This window comes from Acidimicrobiales bacterium (genome assembly GCA_040219515.1).
Taxonomy (GTDB): Bacteria; Actinomycetota; Acidimicrobiia; order Acidimicrobiales; family Aldehydirespiratoraceae; genus JAJRXC01.
Genome location: JAVJSI010000007.1, coordinates 61,421 through 76,643 on the forward strand (window position 1 = coordinate 61,421; position 15,223 = coordinate 76,643).

Below are 15,223 nucleotides of genomic sequence, written 5' to 3' on the forward strand. Positions count from 1 at the left end.
GCGATCATGCGCCCATGGGCATTTTCGTCACGGTCGTCGATGCGTTCACCGACCGTGCCTTTTCGGGCAACCCCGCCGCGGTCTGCATCCTCGACAGCCCGGCCGACGAGCAGTGGATGCGCCGTGTCGCCATCGAGATGAACCTCTCCGAGACGGCGTTCTGTGTGCCCGAGGACGGACTCTGGAACCTGCGCTGGTTCACGCCTGTGGTCGAGGTCGACCTGTGTGGACATGCCACGCTCGCCACCACCCACGTCCTCGCCACCGACCTCGGCGTCACCGGCACGATCCGCTACACGACCCGCAGCGGTCTGCTCGCCGCGCAGGCGCTCCCCGATGGCATCGTGCTGGACTTTCCGGCCGACAGCAGCCGCAGGGCCGAGGCGCCGACCGGTCTGCTCGCCGCGCTCGGCGTGCCCGACGCGAGTCCGGTCCGACGCGGGCGCACCGACTATCTCGTCGCCGTCGACACCGAAGCGGAGGTCCGGGCGCTGCGCCCCAACTTCAACCTCCTGCGCCGGGTCGACTGCCGCGCGGTGGTCGTCACCGCACCCGCCGACGAGGCGAGCGACCACGACGTCGTGTCACGCGTCTTCGCCCCGGCCGTCGGGATCGACGAGGACCCCGTCACCGGATCGGCCCACACCACCCTCGCGCCCTACTGGTCGGCCCGGTTGATGAGGGATCGCATTCGCTACCACCAGGCCTCGGCCCGGGGCGGCGACCTCGAGGTGACCGTGGTCGGCGATCGTGTCGAGATCTTCGGCCAGGCCGTCACGACGATGCGCGGCGAACTCCTGGTCTGACCCGTCCCCCCGGTGTCAGACACCTGTCCCGCCGGTGTCAGACACCCGTCCCGCCGGTGTCAGACACCTGTCCCGATGCCGAGCACGATCTTGCCGGCGTTGGCATTGGCGGCCATGTGCTCATGAGCCGCGCCCACCTGGTCCAACGGGTACCGGCTGTCGATCACGGGCGCCAGGTCCCCGTCGGCAACTCGGGGCAGGATCTGGGCGGCGAACTCGCGGGTGATGGCGATCTTCTCCTCGAGCGGACGGGCCCGCAGCGTCGTACCCGTGATCGTCGCCCGCTTCGCGAGGAGACTCCCTGCGTCGAACGGGACCGGACCTCCGGCCATCACCCCGACCTGGATGATGCGTCCGCCGAGGCACAGCGATTGCACGTTGCGGGGTAGATAGTCGCCACCGATCACATCGAGCACGACCTCGACGCCACGACCGTTCGTGGCCTCGCGGACCCGTTCGACGAAGTCCTCGGTTCGGTAGTCGATCACCACGTCGGCACCGAGACGCTCGCACACGTCGTGTTTGCCGGCCGATGCGGTGACCGCGATGCGGGCCCCGAGCACCTTGGCGATCTGGATCGCGGCGGTACCCACGCCCGACGCCCCGGCGTGCACGAGCGCCCAACGGCCCGAGGTGAGGCCGCCCTGGCGAACGAGTGCATCCCAGGCGGTGATGAAGACCTCGGGAAACGCACCGGCGTCGGCCAGCGGGAGAGCATCCGGCACGAGCATGGTCTGGCGCTCGTGCACGGCGATCTGCTCGGCGTGGCAACCGCCGTTGCTGATGCCCATGACGGCATCCCCCACGGCGCGATCGACGACCCGCTCCCCCACGGCGATCACCCGTCCTGCGTACTCGAGCCCGGGGATCTCGTGAACCATCGGCGGGCCAGGGTAGAGACCCATCCGCTGGAGCAGGTCGGCTCGGTTGAGCGCCGACGACTCGATCGTCACCAGCACCTCCTCGGGTCCGGGCACAGGGTCGGGAATGTCGCCACGAACCCGGAGAACCTCGGGTCCACCCTTCTCCTCGAGTACGACGGCACGCATGTGGTTCCTCCGGTTCAGTCGACCGTCGGGGTCGGCGGCAGGCGCCGCTCGAGCAACGCGTCGAATCGGGTCTGGATCTGGTCGCGGTACGACGGCTTGGTGGCGATCAGAAAATCGCCGGCATCGATGCCGGCGAGCACGATAGGTGGCACTTCGGCCGGGTCGATGCCGGTCTCGGTGATCTGGAAGAGCGACTCGCGTACGAACGCCGCGTCGTCGCCCTCGTCGGCGGGGCCGCCGGGCCGCACCTTGTCGGTGTGGGCGATGCCGGTACGGATCGAACTGGGGCAGAGGACCGACGCGCCGATCTTCGCGCCGGAGGCCTGGAGATCATGGGCCAGCGTCTCGCTCATCGAGAAGGCCGCCACCTTCGACACGTTGTAGGGCCCCGAGAACGGCGCAGCGACGAAGCCGGCCACCGATGACGTGTTGACCACATGGCCGTCGTCGCCGCCCGCGATCATGCGGGGCACGAAGGACTTCACGCCGTGGATGATCCCCCACAGGTTCACACCGAGCGCCCACTCCCAGTCCTCGATCGACCGCTGCCACGACAAGCCGGCCTGGAACACGCCGGCGTTGTTGCACAGCAGGTGGACCGCGCCCCACTCACCGAAGACGGCATCGGCCAGGGCATCGACCGCCCCGGCGTCGGCGACGTCGACGCCCATCGAGATCGTGTCACCGCCGGCCAGGGTGGCGGACTCGGCCGCCGCCGCGGCGTCGATGTCGGCGGCCGCGACCTTCATGCCCCGTTCGACGAAATGGGCGACCATGGCTCGGCCGATGCCGGAACCGGCGCCGGTAACGACCGCCACTCGTCCTTCAGTTCGTGAGAGTGGCATCGAATCTGAGCTCCTCGGGATAGGGGAAGAAGTCGGGCATCTCGCCGCGCTTGTGTTGTTCCTGCATCGATTTCCAGAATTCGACCGTGCAGAGTTCCGGGTGACGGGTTTCCATCACCTCACCGACGACACGCGGCGAACGCAGGTAGGTCTTGAACTCCTCCGGGAAGACGTCGTGGGGTTCGACCGGGAACCACGGCTGGTCCGACATCTCGTCCTCGTAGTTCTGGCTCACCGGCATCTTGCGGAAGTTCACGTCTTCGAGCAACGCCAGCTCGTCGTAGTCGTAGAACACCACCGCGCCGTGGCGGGTGACGCCGAAGTTCTTCGGGAAGAGGTCACCGGGGAAGATCGCCGCGGCCGCGAGATCCTTCACCGCGTAGCCGTAGTCGATGGCTGCCGCCCGGGCCCGATCCGGTGCCATCTCCCGCAGGTAGAGGTCGAGCGGGTAGAGGCGGCGCTCGGTGTAGACGTGGTGGAGCACGACCTCGTCGTCGGTGATGGTGACCGTGCGGGCGCAGTCGTTGCGCAGCTCGTCGATCAGATCCTCGTCGAAGCGGTCACGTTGGAAGCTGAGGTTGGTGAACTCCTGGGCATCGACCAGCCGGCCGACGCGATCGTGGTTGAACACGAGCTTGTAGCGCCGCTTCACCTCTTCAGGGGTGGTGCGCTTGGTGGGTGCGAAGCGGTCCTTGATGAGCTTGAACACCACGTCGAACGACGGCAGCGTGAACACCGCCATCACCATGCCCCGGGCACCGCGGGCCCGCTCGAACCGTGTGTTCGAGTGCTCCATGTGCCGATAGAGCGCGCGGAAGAGGTTGGTCTTGCCGTGCTGGCTGTAGCCGATCGATGTGTAGAGCTCGGCCACCGGTTTGACCGGCAGCAGTGACTTCAGGAACCCGACGATGGCTGCCGGGCGCCGGCACAACACATGGAAATACGAGCGGGTGTAGCCGAACAGCCGACTCGCGTCGGTCTCGGTGAGGAGAACGGCGTCGACCTGTACACCCTGCTCGGTGTTGAGCAACGGGATGATCACCGGCGACACTCGGTTGAGCCACCGCAGACGACCGACCAGATAGGCGCCTTTGTTGCGGTAGAAGATCGGTCGGAGCACGTCGATCTCATCGAGCTGGCCATCCCAGATCTCGTCGATCTGTGCGCCGATCCGAGCGGCGACGAGCTCCGCGTCACCCTCGAGGTCGGCGAAGTGGGCGGCCAGGGGTGAGTGCTCGAAGATCTCGCGCACACAAGCGGCCAGCGACTCGTCGTTGGGAAATGCTCGATACTCGCCGCGGGTGCCGTCGTCGGCGGGCAGCGCGGTCGGCCCCAGCCAGAGGAACTCGAGGTCGGTGTCGAGGCCGACGATCTCGAACAAGCGACGCGTCACCGAGTTGTAGAACGTCTCGGCCAGCTCGAGATCCATGCGCTCACCGACGAGATCGACATAGCGGCGCCGGGCCCGCACCCAGAGCGCCCGCGCCGCGAAATCGTCGTCGGGCAACACGAGGCGGGCCGCGTCGACCACCCCGTAGACCAGCTGCTTGTGGAGCGCGAGACGCTCGGTGGCATCGCTTTGAAGGGCACTCCAGTCGCGCTCGAGGAACCGACGCGACGCACGATGCGTGACGCCCAGGTAACGGTCGTGGTAGTCGTCGAACGCATCGTGCAGCATGCGGGCGAGCCGCTCGACGGCCGGATCGACCGGGGGGGCGGTTTCGGTCACGTTGGCTCCTCTGAGGTCATGCGTAGACCGCCGCTTCCCGACGCCGACCAGTCAGCGAAGAACCGATAGCGGTCACCGCGGATCAACGTCACTCGCCACTCGACGACGTCGGCACCGTACTGGCCCAACCGCTCGACCTCGAACGCCGCCTCGTCGGGTGCGGACCGCAGCACCGAGCGTTGCGGGTCCGAGAGGATGACCGGCGCGATCCGCTCCCAACCGCGATCGGGCCGAAAACCGCATCGCTGCTCGAGTTCGTCGTAGAGCGCGGTGCGGCTGAAGTCGGCGTCGAGGAGTGGGCGACCGAGGTCTGCAGTCAGCCATGCCGTGTCGAGCGCCAACGGTTCGTCGTCGGCGAACCGCAGCCGCTCGAGGCGGAACAACTCCGCCCCCGCATCGAGACCGAGCCGTTGGGCCACCTGCGCATCGGCGACCATCCCCAACGCGAGCACCTCGCTGCGCTGCTCGACGCCGGCCGCCTCGATCGACGAGAACAGGCTGTAGAGCGCACCGAGGCGCTGCTCGAACGCCGGTCGTTCGACGACCGTTCCGCGCCCGCGCACACGGGTGAGCAGACCATCGGCCTGGAGCCGTCCGACGGCCTCTCGGACGGTGTGCCGACTCACGTCGTAGTGCCGCGTCAGCTCCAGATCGGTGGGGAACCGGTCGTCGAATTCCCCGGCGTCGATGGCTCGGCGCAGTTCGTTCTCGAGCTGCACCCACAGGGGCAGGGCGCTCGATCGGTCGAGTCGGGAGGAGTCCATGGGGCCGCCCGCTCACCCTAGCGGCGCCCGCGGTGCGCATCGGCTCCCGCTGGCCGCCGACAGCGGCTCGTGGCAACGTGACCTCGATGGCACACTCGCTCAGTCCTTCGATCACCCACGACGACCGGTTCGCGCTGGCCGAACTCGCGGCACGCTACGCCGTTGCCGTCGACACCAGGGACTTCGCCCGGCTGCGTGACGTGTTCGTCGCCGACGCCCGACTCGACTCCGGACGCAGCGTGCGCGACGGCATCGACGCGATCCTCGATGCGATGCAGGGCCTGCTCCGCTACGACGCGACGACACACGTCCTGGGACAACAGCTTCTCGAGCCGCACGACGGCGACATCCGGGGGGTCACGTACTGCACCGCTCACCACCTGACTGTCGCCGACGAGCAGCGGACCGATCGGGTCATGCACATCCGCTACCACGACCGGTTCGTGCCCACCGACGCAGGGTGGCGCATCGCGAACCGGCGCCTGGAGCTGGTGTGGATCGACGAGCAACCGGTGAACTGAGCGGACCGGCGGGTCAGTCGCCGTTGGCCGCTCGCTCGTGATGGCGGATCACTTCGGCGATCACGAAACGCAGGAACGCCTCGCTGAACGCCGGATCGAGGTTGGCCGACGCGGCCAGCTCGCGCAGGCGGGCGATCTGGGCTTCCTCGCGGGCCGGGTCGGCCGGCGGGAGTCCGACCTGCGCCTTGTACTCCCCAACCGCCTTCGTGACCTTGAACCGCTCGGCGAGGAGAAGGATCAGCGCGGCATCGATGTTGTCGATGCTGGAGCGATATCGCTCGAGGTTTTCATCACTCACTCGTGGGCCGTACAAGAGTCGAACTTGTGACCTCCTGCGTGTCGAGCAGGCGCTCTAACCAACTGAGCTAACGGCCCTGAGGCCGGAACTGTAGCAGCGGATCGTCGAAATCCCGAACAGGATTCTGCGCTCGGAAACCAGCCGGGGCCGCCGCGTAAGCGACGACCCCGGTACTGACCAACTGACGAGCGCCGGGCGGGATTTGAACCCGCGACTGTACGGCTTTGCAGGCCGTTCCCTTGGGCCGCTCGGGCACCGGCGCCAGCGGGGGAAATGGTAGCGGGCCTCACCGTTGGTGCGGGCCTTTGTTGCGTGAGACCATCAGGCGATGTCCGAAGTCCCGCACCGGCGCTCGCCAGCCTCCGCTCCCCGGCGCTCGCCGCTCGACATGTTGGGTGTGCTGGCCAAGACCGACGGCGAGGTGAGCGAGACCACCCGCCTCGTCGAGATCTACACGATGGAGGGCCTGCTGCAGATCATGTGGCACGGCGCGCCCGACGCCGACGATGTGGTGCTGATGTGTGGCGGAGCCATGGGCGGCATGCTCGGCCCCGGACGGTCGCTCTACCTCGACTTCGGCCTCGAGCTCGCGGCGCAGGGTCGCGCCGCGATGGCGGTCGGCTACCGCAAGCCCGGCGACCTCACGCGCTCGCTGCTCGACACCTGCGCCGCTGCGGATCTGGCATTGCGCAACGGCGCAAAACGGTTCGCGATTCTCGGCCACTCGTTCGGTGGCGCCGTGGCGATCCAGGCTGCATCGACCTTCGCGGCCCACACCGCAGGCGTGATCACCTACGCCACCCAATCGGCCGGTTGCGAGGAAGCCGCCCGCATCGGCGACACGCCGCTGCTCCTGCTGCATGGCGAGAACGATTCGATTCTCGGTCCGGAGAACTCGATGATGGTCCGCTCTCTCGCTGGCACCGGCGAGGTCCGGCTGTTCCCCGACACCGACCACCTCATGGCCGAAGTCGCCGACGAGATCGCCGAGATCACCCGCACCTGGATCCACGATCGTTTCCAGCCCCCCGTCACCCCACCAACTTGATGGAGTTGACCACCGCTGCGGTGGTCAACTCACCTCAATTTCGGGGGTGGGGGGATTTCGGGAGGGGTGGGGGTGGAGTTCTACAGTGACGCGATGTCGATCGAGATCAACTTCACGGGACGAGTCGCGCTGGTCGTGGGCGGTGGCGGCGGCGGGATCGGCACGTCGGTCTGCCGCCACCTCGCCACCGCCGGTGCCGACGTGATCGCGATCAGCGGGGTGAACGAGCACGTCGACGCCACCCGCGCCGACGTCGAATCGCTCGGCCGTCGCGTCTCGACCCAGGTCGCCGACGTGCGCGACTTCGATGCGCTGCGCGCCGCGATCGACGCCGGTGCGGCCGAGCTCGGACACCCGACGCTGCTCGTGAACGTGGTGGGTGGGGCCACCCCCGAGCACTGGCATCGGATGACCGAGTTCCCGATCGAGTCATTCGATCATCTGATGACCACCAACCTCCGCTACGCGTTCGTCGCGTGCCAGCACGTCGCGAAGGAGCTCATCGCCCAGGGCACCCCGGGGGCGATCGTGAACATCTCGTCGATCGCCAGCAGGGGACAGCCGCTGCTGTCGGCCTATGGCGCGGCGAAGGCCGGCCTCGACTCGCTCACCCGGTCGATGGCGATGGAGTGGGGACGCCACGGCATCCGGGCCAACACGCTGGCACCCGGCACGATCAACACGCCCCGCTCGGGTCGCGATCCCGACGAGGTCGACCCATTGGCCATGAGCATCTCACTCCAGCGCCGGGGCCGCCCCGACGACATCGCCGACGTGGCGATGTTCCTCCTGTCGGATCTGGCGAGCTATGTCAGCGGTCAGACGCTCGACGTCGACGGAGGGCCGAGCCGCGGCGGTGTCGACGAACACGATCTGCCGATCTTCGTGACCAACGAAGCGATCCGCAGCCGGTTCGAACCGTGACCGCCGGAGGGAACGACGAATGGACTCCCGACCGCATGCGGTCGGTCTTCGAGAGCGTGAAGAACTGGGGCCGGTGGGGAGCCGACGACGAGGTGGGCGCGCTCAACCTGATCACGCCGGACAAGCGCCGGGAGGGTGCAGCGGCGGTGATCTCCGGCGAGGTCGTCAGCTGTTCGCTGCCACTCTCGGTGCAACCGGCGGTCGACAACCCGACTTCGTGGGCGTCGCCTTCCATGGCATGGCCACCAGCCACATCGACGCGCTCTGCCATGTGTTCGTCGACGGCAGGATGTACAACGGCTTCGACGGCGCCGAGGTCCGTAGCACCGGTGCCCGCCGCAACAGCATCCTGGGCGCGAGCGACGGCATCGTGTCACGAGGTGTGCTCCTCGATGTCCCGCGCTCGCTCGGCGTCGATTCGCTCGACAAGGGACACGTCATCCGCCTGGCCGAACTCGAAGCTTGCGAAGCCGTCCAGGGTGTGACCGTGTCCGCCGGCGACATCCTGCTCGTGGCCACGGGCCGTGATGCACGGCGCGCGGCCGAGGGCCCGTGGAACCCGTTCACCGGACTTCCCCGCCTGCACCCCGAGTGCATCCCGTGGCTGCACGACCGCGACATCGCCGTGCTCGGCGCCGACGGCGTCAACGACCCGATGCCGGGCCTCGGGATCGAGGGCTGGTTCATGCCCGTGCACCAGTGCGCACTCGCCGGCATGGGCGTGCACCTGCTCGACAATCTCCGCCTCGACCGACTCGCCGCCGCGTGCTCGGCCAACGAGCGGTGGACGTTCCAGTTCACGGTCGCCCCGTTGCACGTGGAAGGCGGCACCGGCTCGCCCGCCAACCCGATCGCCGTCCTCTGATCAGACCTCGACCTCGAGCACGGCGCGGACATCGGTGGCCGAGGCCGCGACGACCACCCGGTAGGTCCCCCGGTCGACCACCCAGTCGTGTATCGACGGGTCCCAGCGCGCGAACGACCGGTCCTTCAGCGCGACCGTGGCGGTCGTCGGCTCCCCGCCGGCCAGCGTGACCTTGGCGAAGCCGGCCAGTTCCTTCGCGGGCCGGGGCACGACGTGGTCGACGGGCGCCACATAGACCTGCACGACCTCGCTCCCGGCCCGGTCACCCACGTTCTCGACCGGCACCTCGACCACGAGGTCGACACCGGTCCCCGACACCGCCGGGGTCCCCCACGCGAACGACGTGTAGGACCCGCCGTGGCCGAACGGCACCAGCGGTTCGATCCCCCGAGCGTCGTACCAGCGGTAGCCGACGAAGACGCCTTCGCCGTAGCGCACCACGCCGGCCTCGCCGGGGTAGTTCAGGAAGGCCGGTGTGTCGCGGTCGGCCCGGGCCCAGGTGGTCGGCATCCGGCCGGCCGGTTCGGCCGCACCGGTCAACACGTCGGCGATCGCCTCGCCACCCTCCTGGCCCGGATACCAGGCCAGCACCGCGGCAGGAACGTCATCGAGCCAGGGCAGCGTCATGGGCGCCCCACAGTTCAGCACCACCACCGTGTTGGGATTCGCGGCCACCACGCGACGGACGAGATCGTCCTGACCGTTGGGCAGCTCGATCGACTCGCGATCGCCTCCCTCGGACTCCCATTCGGCGTTCGACCCGACCACCACGACCGCGACGTCGGCGGTTGCGGCCAGAGTGGCCGCCTCGGCGAGGCCACCCTCGTGGTCCCGAAGATCGAGTTCCGCTCCGACGTCGACCACACAGATCCACTGACTCGAGTCACGCGGGTAGTGCTCGAGTCGCACGTCGTAGGTTTGGCCCGCCTCGAGATCGACGAACCCCTCGCCCCCGTGCTGCCCGAGGCCGGCGCTGAAGCCACGCACCTCGTTGTCGGCCACGAGCTCGTCGTCGACGAAGAGTTGTGCGTGCGAGAAGCCCATCGCGCAGACCCGGTGACGGCCCGACACCTCGGGGGTCATGGTGAACCGGGCGACGACGGTGATCGCACCACGACCCTCGGGCCAGCCGTCGCCCATCCAGACGCTGAACGGCGTAGGCCGGGTGATCGTCTCGAACGGCTCACCCTCGATCGTCATCCCGTCGTAGAGGTCGAAGGCGACGCCCCCCTCACCGATCCAGTCGACCGGCACCCGGTCGGCTCGTCGCCTCATGTCGATCCCGGGCGCAGTGCCGACGATGCGGTCGCCGAGGCGGGCCGTCATCGCATCGAGCACGCTGGTCGAGTGCTGCGGGATCAGGCTGGCCGAGCCGCCGCCGAGCAGGGCCGTGTCGGCCACCCCGGGACCGATCAGCGCCACCGACCCCGTGTCCGGCAGCGGCAACACCGCGTCCCCGCTCGATGCCGGCGCGTTCTTGATCAGCACCATCGACTCGGTCGCCGCGAGCCGGGCCAGGTCGCGGTGCTCGGGGCGATCGACCGGCGTCTCCTCGTGATCGGTCGGGGTGCTCACGCGCCCGGCCCAGGCCAGGAAGTCGACGATGCGCCGAACCTTGTCGTCGACCAGCGCCTCGTCGACCTCGCCGGTCTCGACCGCGGCCTGGAGGCGACCGCGGCCCCAGTACCGGCCCGGGCCCGGCATCTCCAGATCGAGCCCGTGGACGGCGGGCGCCACCGTCTCCTTGATCGCGCCCCAGTCGGACACGACGAAGCCCTCGAACCCCCACTCGTCCTTCAGCACGCCGACCAGGAGGTCGGGGTGGGCGCAGGCGTGATCACCGTTCACGAAGTTGTAGGCCCCCATCACCGAGCGGACCCCGGCCTCCTTGACCGAGGCCTCGAAGGGCGGAAGGTAGATCTCCCGCAACGTGCGCTCGTCGACATCCACGTCGATCGTGAACCGCTCGAACTCCTGGTCGTTGGCGACGAAGTGCTTTGCGCAGGCCCCCACGCCCTCGCGCTGCACTCCGGTGATGTAGGCGACCGCGATCCTCGAACTCAGCTCCGGGTCCTCGCTGTAGCTCTCGAAGTGCCGACCGCCCCGGGGCGACCGGTGCAGGTTCATCGTGGGTGCCAGCACGACGTCGACATGGCGATCCCTCGCCTCTGAACCGAGCGCCCTCCCCACCTCTTCCACCAGTGCCGGCTTCCAGGTGGCGGCGATGGCCGACGGCCCGGGCACGACGAGACCCGTGCCCACGTCACGACCCCGCACCCCGACCGGGCCGTCGCTCAGGCACCACTCGGGGATGCCCAGGCGCTCGCAGCCGGGCACGATCCACGCGGTGCGGCCGGCGACCATCGCGCACTTCTCCTCGAGCGTCATCGCCGCGACGAGCGCCGATGCAGAAAGGTCGGGCGCGTCGGTCCGGTCGGTCATCGTGTCCACCTGAGTCAGAGAACGGTCCGGGTTAGTCTCGCCGCAATGTCAGGGAGCGCACCAGTGAGCAACAAGTCAGCGAGGAAACCGTGAGCGAGCGATACCGGGACCCATCCGCCGGCGTCGACGAACGGGTGGCCGACCTGCTGGGCCGCATGACCCTCGACGAGAAGGTCGCCCAACTCGGCGCGATCTGGCTCACCTCGCTGGTGAAGGACGAGACGTTCGACGTCGAACGCGTCGCCGAGAAGCTCGCCGATGGCATCGGGCAGGTCACCCGCATCGGGGCCAGCACGGGCCTGTTGGCCGACGAGTCGGCTCGATTGGGCAACTCGATCCAGCAGGTGCTCGTCGAGCGCACCCGACTCGGCATCCCGACGGTGATCCACGAGGAGGGAGTCGGCGGGTTCCTGTCGCGTGGCGCAACCACGTTCCCGCAGGGCCTGGGACTCGCCGCCACCTGGGACACCGACCTGATGGGCGAGGTGGCCGACGTCATCCGCACCCAGATGCTCGCCGTCGGGGCCCGCCACAACCTCGCGCCGGTGCTCGACATCGCGCGGGACCCCCGCTGGGGGCGGGTCGAGGAGACCTACGGTGAGTCGCCCGAGTTGAGCGGCCGCATGGGTGTCGCCTACGTGCGGGGCCTGCAGACCGACGACCTCCGCAACGGGGTGGTCTGCACCGGCAAGCACTTCCTCGGCTACGCGATGTCGCAGGGGGGCCGCAACCAGGCCCCCGTGCAACTCGGCCCCCGGGAGCTCCGCGAGGTCCACGCCGAACCCTTCGCCGCCGCGATCCGCGACGCCGGGCTGGCGTCGATCATGAACAGCTACTCGTCGATCGACGGTGAGCCGGTGGCGGCCAGCCGCGCCCTGCTGACCGACCTGCTGCGGGGCGAGCTGGGGTTCACCGGCACCGTCGTCGCCGACTACTTCGCCGTGATGCAGCTGCATCTCGACCACCGCACGGCCGAGGACCCCGAAGCCGCCGCTCGCCAGGCACTGGCCGCCGGTCTCGACATCGAACTCCCATCGCTCGACTGCTACCAGCACCTCCCTGCCGCCGTGCGCGACGGACGCGTCGACGAGGCGCTCATCGACGTATCGTGCGCTCGGGTTCTCGCCCAGAAGTTCCAGCTCGGATTGTTCGAGAACCCTTATGTCGACGCCGACGCCGCCATCGCCGTGTTCGACACCCCGGCTCAGCGCGCCCTCGCCCGCAAGGCCGCGGCCGAGGGCCTGATCGTGCTGAAGAACGACGGTGTGCTCCCCCTCGACCCCGGTTGCGCCTCCATCGCCGTCCTCGGCCCCCATGCCGACGACCGACGCCTGCTCCAGGGCGACTATCACTACCCCGCCCACCTCGAGATCATCTACCTCCTGGAAGGCCGCACGGCTGACACCGATCAGCTCCCCGAGTCCGGCGGGGCCTTCGCCGCCGGGCCGTACTACACCGACCACGTCACCCCGCTGGCCGGGCTGCGCGCCGCGCTGCCCGGCACCACCATCGTCCACGAGTCCGGCTGCGCCGACACCGGCGACGATGTCTCGGGGATACCCGCGGCGGTCGCGGCGGCCACCACATCCGATGTCGCGATCGTCTTCGTCGGCGCCCGATCGGGGCTGGTTCCGTCGGCCACCGTGGGCGAGGCTCGCGACGCCACCGACCTCGATCTCCCCGGCCCGCAGCGAGCCCTGGTGGCGGCCGTGGCGGCAACCGGCACACCCGTCGTCGTCGTGGTCGTCAGCGGACGGGTGCACACGCTCGTCGACGAGGCCGAAGCCGCCAACGCCCTGCTGTGGTCGGTCCCTCCCGGCGAGGAGGGAGGCAACGCGATCGCCGATGTGCTCACGGGCGCAGCCAACCCCGCAGGCCGACTTCCGATCACCCTGCCCGCCCACGTCGGCCAGATCCCCATCCACCACGACGCCCGCCGGCGGGGCGACAAGGCCGAGTTCTACGGCGACTATGTCGACCGGGCCGCCGCCGGACTGTTCCCGTTCGGCCACGGCCTGTCGTACACCACCTTCGACTACGGCGCACTCGACGTCGACGCGGGCTCGACGACCGAGCCCACGACCGTCACGGTCGACGTGACCAACACCGGCGAGCGCGATGGCGACGAGGTCGTTCAGCTCTACGTCACCGACGAGTTCGCCTCGGTGGCCCGGCCGATCCGCGAGCTCGTCGCCTTCAGCAGGGTGCCGATTCCGGCCGGTGCGACGCGACGCGTGCGGTTCACCGTTCATCCCAGTCGGCTCGCGTTCCATGGTCTCGACATGCGCCATGCCACCGAGGCCGGTACGTTCACGTACCGGGTGGGGCGATCATCGGCTGATCCCGACATGAGGGCCACCTCGGTGGATCTCGCCGGCGAACGCACCGACTACCAACGACGTTCGATCGTCGCAACCACTGCCGACGTCATCGAGGTCGTCTGACGCATGCGTTTCCTCTACATCGACATCGACACGCTGCGGGCCGATCATCTCGGCTGCTACGGCTACCACCGCGACACCACCCCCAACATCGACGCGCTGGCGGCCGAGGGGATCCGCTACGAGAACGTGTACGCGTCCGACGTGCCGTGCCTGCCGTCGCGCACCGCGCTCGCCACCGGCCTGTTCGGCATCCGCAACGGTGTCGCCAACCATGGCGGGCTCGCGGCCGACCTCCGTCCGATGGGCGCCGAGCGGGGCTTCTTCGGCAAGGTGGCGATGAACGCCTGGGCCGCGAAGTTCTACTGGGCCGGCTGGCACACCGCGTCGATCTCGAGCTTCCCGTTTCGTCACTCCGCCTCGTGGTGGAACCACGGGGTCATGGAGGCCATGAACCTCATGCGGGGCTACGGCGGCGAGCGGGCCGACGAGGTTCTCCCCGGCGCGCTCGACTGGCTGGACCGCACCGGCGCGAACGACAACTGGTTCCTGCACCTGCACCTGTGGGATCCGCACACGCCCTACAACACGCCCGACGACTACGGGAACCCGTTCGCCGATGACCCGGTGCCCGCCTGGCACACCGAGGACGTGCGGGCCCACAACTGGAGCCTGGCCGGGCCCCATTCCGCCCAGGAACCGTGGGGCTTCAAGCCCGACGAGTGGGGTCCGCTCCCCCCTCGTCAGCCGTGGAACGCGGACTCGATGGAAACGCTGAAGGGCATCTTCGACGGCTACGACGTGGGCATCCGCTACGCCGACGACGCGGTGGGCACCGTGATGAACAAGCTCGACGACCTGGGCGTGCTCGACGACACCGCCGTACTCATCTCGTCGGACCACGGCGAGGCGTTCGGGGAACTCGGGGTCTACGCCGACCATCAGGCGGCCGACGAGGCAACCTGCCACATCCCGTCGATCCTGCGTTGGCCCGGGGTCGAGCCCCGGGTGTTCTCGGGCCTCCAGTACCACCTCGACATCGCGGCCACCGCCGTCGATCTCGCGGGCATCGCCGTGCCGACCGATTGGTGGAGCGGCGAGAGCACCAAGGCCGAACTCGACGCGGGCACCGACAACGGACGCGACGCCCTGTTCCTGTCGCAGGGCGCCTGGTCGTGTCAACGGGGTGTGCGTTGGGGCGATCACCTCTATCTCCGGACCTGGCACGACGGCTACCACCCGCACTGGAACGACGAGATGCTGTTCGACCTCGCCGCCGACCCGCACGAGACCCACGATCTCGCCCCGGCCGAACCGGACCGGGTGCGCGAAGGTGCCGACCGGCTCGAGGCCTGGACCCGGGAGCAGGTCCCGCTCGCGCTCGGTGATCTCGGCGACCCGATGGACATCGTGCTCGCCGAGGGTGGCCCGCTCCATGTGCGCGGTGCGCTCCCGGAATACCTCGAACGGCTACGAGCAACCGACCGTGGTCACTGGGCCGATGCCCTCGTCGAGCGATTCCCCGACGACGCGAAGCCGGAGAAGTGAACA

At 69.0% G+C, this 15,223-nt stretch carries 13 protein-coding genes and 2 tRNA genes; 7 read left to right on the top strand and 8 right to left on the bottom strand.

Features of this window, described 5'->3' with window-relative positions; all coding sequences use genetic code 11:
- Nucleotides 1-14: 14 nt before the first annotated feature.
- Nucleotides 15-806 carry a PhzF family phenazine biosynthesis protein gene (locus RIB98_04760; GenBank protein MEQ8840269.1) on the top strand — a complete coding sequence of 264 codons (792 nt, stop codon included), beginning with the start codon at nucleotides 15-17 and terminating at the stop codon, nucleotides 804-806.
- 59 nt (nucleotides 807-865) lie between these two features.
- Here RIB98_04760 and RIB98_04765 read toward each other — a convergent pair whose 3' ends face one another.
- The 4 genes from RIB98_04765 to RIB98_04780 are packed head-to-tail and all read right to left on the bottom strand — an operon-like array spanning nucleotide 866 to nucleotide 5,193.
- Complete coding sequence (locus RIB98_04765; protein MEQ8840270.1) at nucleotides 866-1,855, bottom strand: NAD(P)H-quinone oxidoreductase; 990 nt, start codon at nucleotides 1,853-1,855, stop codon at nucleotides 866-868.
- A 14-nt stretch (nucleotides 1,856-1,869) separates the two neighbouring features.
- Nucleotides 1,870-2,673: an SDR family NAD(P)-dependent oxidoreductase gene (locus RIB98_04770; protein ID MEQ8840271.1), complete on the bottom strand. Its 804-nt coding sequence runs from the start codon at nucleotides 2,671-2,673 to the stop codon at nucleotides 1,870-1,872.
- A 7-nt stretch (nucleotides 2,674-2,680) separates the two neighbouring features.
- Complete coding sequence (aceK, locus tag RIB98_04775) at nucleotides 2,681-4,429, bottom strand: bifunctional isocitrate dehydrogenase kinase/phosphatase (protein MEQ8840272.1); 1,749 nt, start codon at nucleotides 4,427-4,429, stop codon at nucleotides 2,681-2,683.
- Complete coding sequence (locus tag RIB98_04780; GenBank protein ID MEQ8840273.1) at nucleotides 4,426-5,193, bottom strand: GntR family transcriptional regulator; 768 nt, start codon at nucleotides 5,191-5,193, stop codon at nucleotides 4,426-4,428. Before RIB98_04780 ends, aceK begins: the two co-directional genes overlap by 4 nt.
- 86 nt (nucleotides 5,194-5,279) lie before the next feature.
- Between RIB98_04780 and RIB98_04785 the strand changes: the two genes are divergently transcribed.
- Nucleotides 5,280-5,714, top strand: coding sequence for a nuclear transport factor 2 family protein (locus tag RIB98_04785; GenBank protein ID MEQ8840274.1), 435 nt, complete (start codon nucleotides 5,280-5,282; stop codon nucleotides 5,712-5,714).
- 13 nt (nucleotides 5,715-5,727) lie between these two features.
- On the opposite strand, the gene RIB98_04790 is transcribed toward RIB98_04785, so the two are convergent.
- The 3 genes from RIB98_04790 to RIB98_04800 all read right to left on the bottom strand — a co-directional run bounded on the left by RIB98_04790 (nucleotide 5,728) and on the right by RIB98_04800 (nucleotide 6,274).
- Entirely contained in the window at nucleotides 5,728-6,012 is a 285-nt protein-coding gene (locus RIB98_04790; protein MEQ8840275.1) for a chorismate mutase, read from the bottom strand.
- Between the two features lie 3 nt (nucleotides 6,013-6,015).
- Nucleotides 6,016-6,089: transfer RNA gene (locus RIB98_04795), tRNA-Val, on the bottom strand.
- A 110-nt stretch (nucleotides 6,090-6,199) separates the two neighbouring features.
- A tRNA-Cys gene (locus RIB98_04800) sits at nucleotides 6,200-6,274 on the bottom strand.
- A 66-nt stretch (nucleotides 6,275-6,340) separates the two neighbouring features.
- Between RIB98_04800 and RIB98_04805 the strand changes: the two genes are divergently transcribed.
- From RIB98_04805 to RIB98_04815, 3 genes are all read left to right on the top strand, one after another.
- Nucleotides 6,341-7,060 carry a dienelactone hydrolase family protein gene (locus RIB98_04805; protein ID MEQ8840276.1) on the top strand — a complete coding sequence of 240 codons (720 nt, stop codon included), beginning with the start codon at nucleotides 6,341-6,343 and terminating at the stop codon, nucleotides 7,058-7,060.
- Nucleotides 7,061-7,153: 93 nt separating this feature from the next.
- A complete protein-coding gene (locus RIB98_04810; GenBank protein MEQ8840277.1) occupies nucleotides 7,154-7,984 on the top strand; it encodes an SDR family NAD(P)-dependent oxidoreductase in 831 nt (276 codons plus the stop codon).
- A 19-nt stretch (nucleotides 7,985-8,003) separates the two neighbouring features.
- Nucleotides 8,004-8,849 carry a cyclase family protein gene (locus tag RIB98_04815; protein ID MEQ8840278.1) on the top strand — a complete coding sequence of 282 codons (846 nt, stop codon included), beginning with the start codon at nucleotides 8,004-8,006 and terminating at the stop codon, nucleotides 8,847-8,849.
- On the opposite strand, the gene RIB98_04820 is transcribed toward RIB98_04815, so the two are convergent.
- On the bottom strand, nucleotides 8,850-11,291 hold the full coding sequence (locus RIB98_04820; GenBank protein ID MEQ8840279.1) for a glycoside hydrolase family 3 C-terminal domain-containing protein: 2,442 nt from the start codon (nucleotides 11,289-11,291) through the stop codon (nucleotides 8,850-8,852).
- Nucleotides 11,292-11,380: 89 nt separating this feature from the next.
- Here RIB98_04820 and RIB98_04825 point away from each other — a divergent pair, with 89 nt between their 5' ends.
- Together RIB98_04825 and RIB98_04830 are read left to right on the top strand one after the other, a co-directional pair.
- Nucleotides 11,381-13,735, top strand: a complete 2,355-nt coding sequence (locus RIB98_04825) for a glycoside hydrolase family 3 N-terminal domain-containing protein (protein ID MEQ8840280.1) — start codon at nucleotides 11,381-11,383, stop codon at nucleotides 13,733-13,735.
- Nucleotides 13,736-13,738: 3 nt separating this feature from the next.
- Nucleotides 13,739-15,220: a sulfatase gene (locus RIB98_04830; GenBank protein MEQ8840281.1), complete on the top strand. Its 1,482-nt coding sequence runs from the start codon at nucleotides 13,739-13,741 to the stop codon at nucleotides 15,218-15,220.
- Nucleotides 15,221-15,223: the final 3 nt, after the last annotated feature.

What these genes read in the sequence shown, in the direction of transcription:
- RIB98_04785 (MEQ8840274.1), top strand. Translation starts at nt 5,280, where the DNA reads ATGGCACACTCGCTCAGTCCTTCGATCACCCACGACGACCGGTTCGCG.
- RIB98_04805 (MEQ8840276.1), top strand. Translation starts at nt 6,341, where the DNA reads ATGTCCGAAGTCCCGCACCGGCGCTCGCCAGCCTCCGCTCCCCGGCGC.
- RIB98_04830 (MEQ8840281.1), top strand. Translation starts at nt 13,739, where the DNA reads ATGCGTTTCCTCTACATCGACATCGACACGCTGCGGGCCGATCATCTC.
- RIB98_04810 (MEQ8840277.1), top strand. Translation starts at nt 7,154, where the DNA reads ATGTCGATCGAGATCAACTTCACGGGACGAGTCGCGCTGGTCGTGGGC.
- RIB98_04780 (MEQ8840273.1), bottom strand. Translation starts at nt 5,193, where the DNA reads ATGGACTCCTCCCGACTCGACCGATCGAGCGCCCTGCCCCTGTGGGTG.
- RIB98_04820 (MEQ8840279.1), bottom strand. Translation starts at nt 11,291, where the DNA reads ATGACCGACCGGACCGACGCGCCCGACCTTTCTGCATCGGCGCTCGTC.
- RIB98_04760 (MEQ8840269.1), top strand. Translation starts at nt 15, where the DNA reads ATGGGCATTTTCGTCACGGTCGTCGATGCGTTCACCGACCGTGCCTTT.
- RIB98_04815 (MEQ8840278.1), top strand. Translation starts at nt 8,004, where the DNA reads ATGGACTCCCGACCGCATGCGGTCGGTCTTCGAGAGCGTGAAGAACTG.
- RIB98_04765 (MEQ8840270.1), bottom strand. Translation starts at nt 1,855, where the DNA reads ATGCGTGCCGTCGTACTCGAGGAGAAGGGTGGACCCGAGGTTCTCCGG.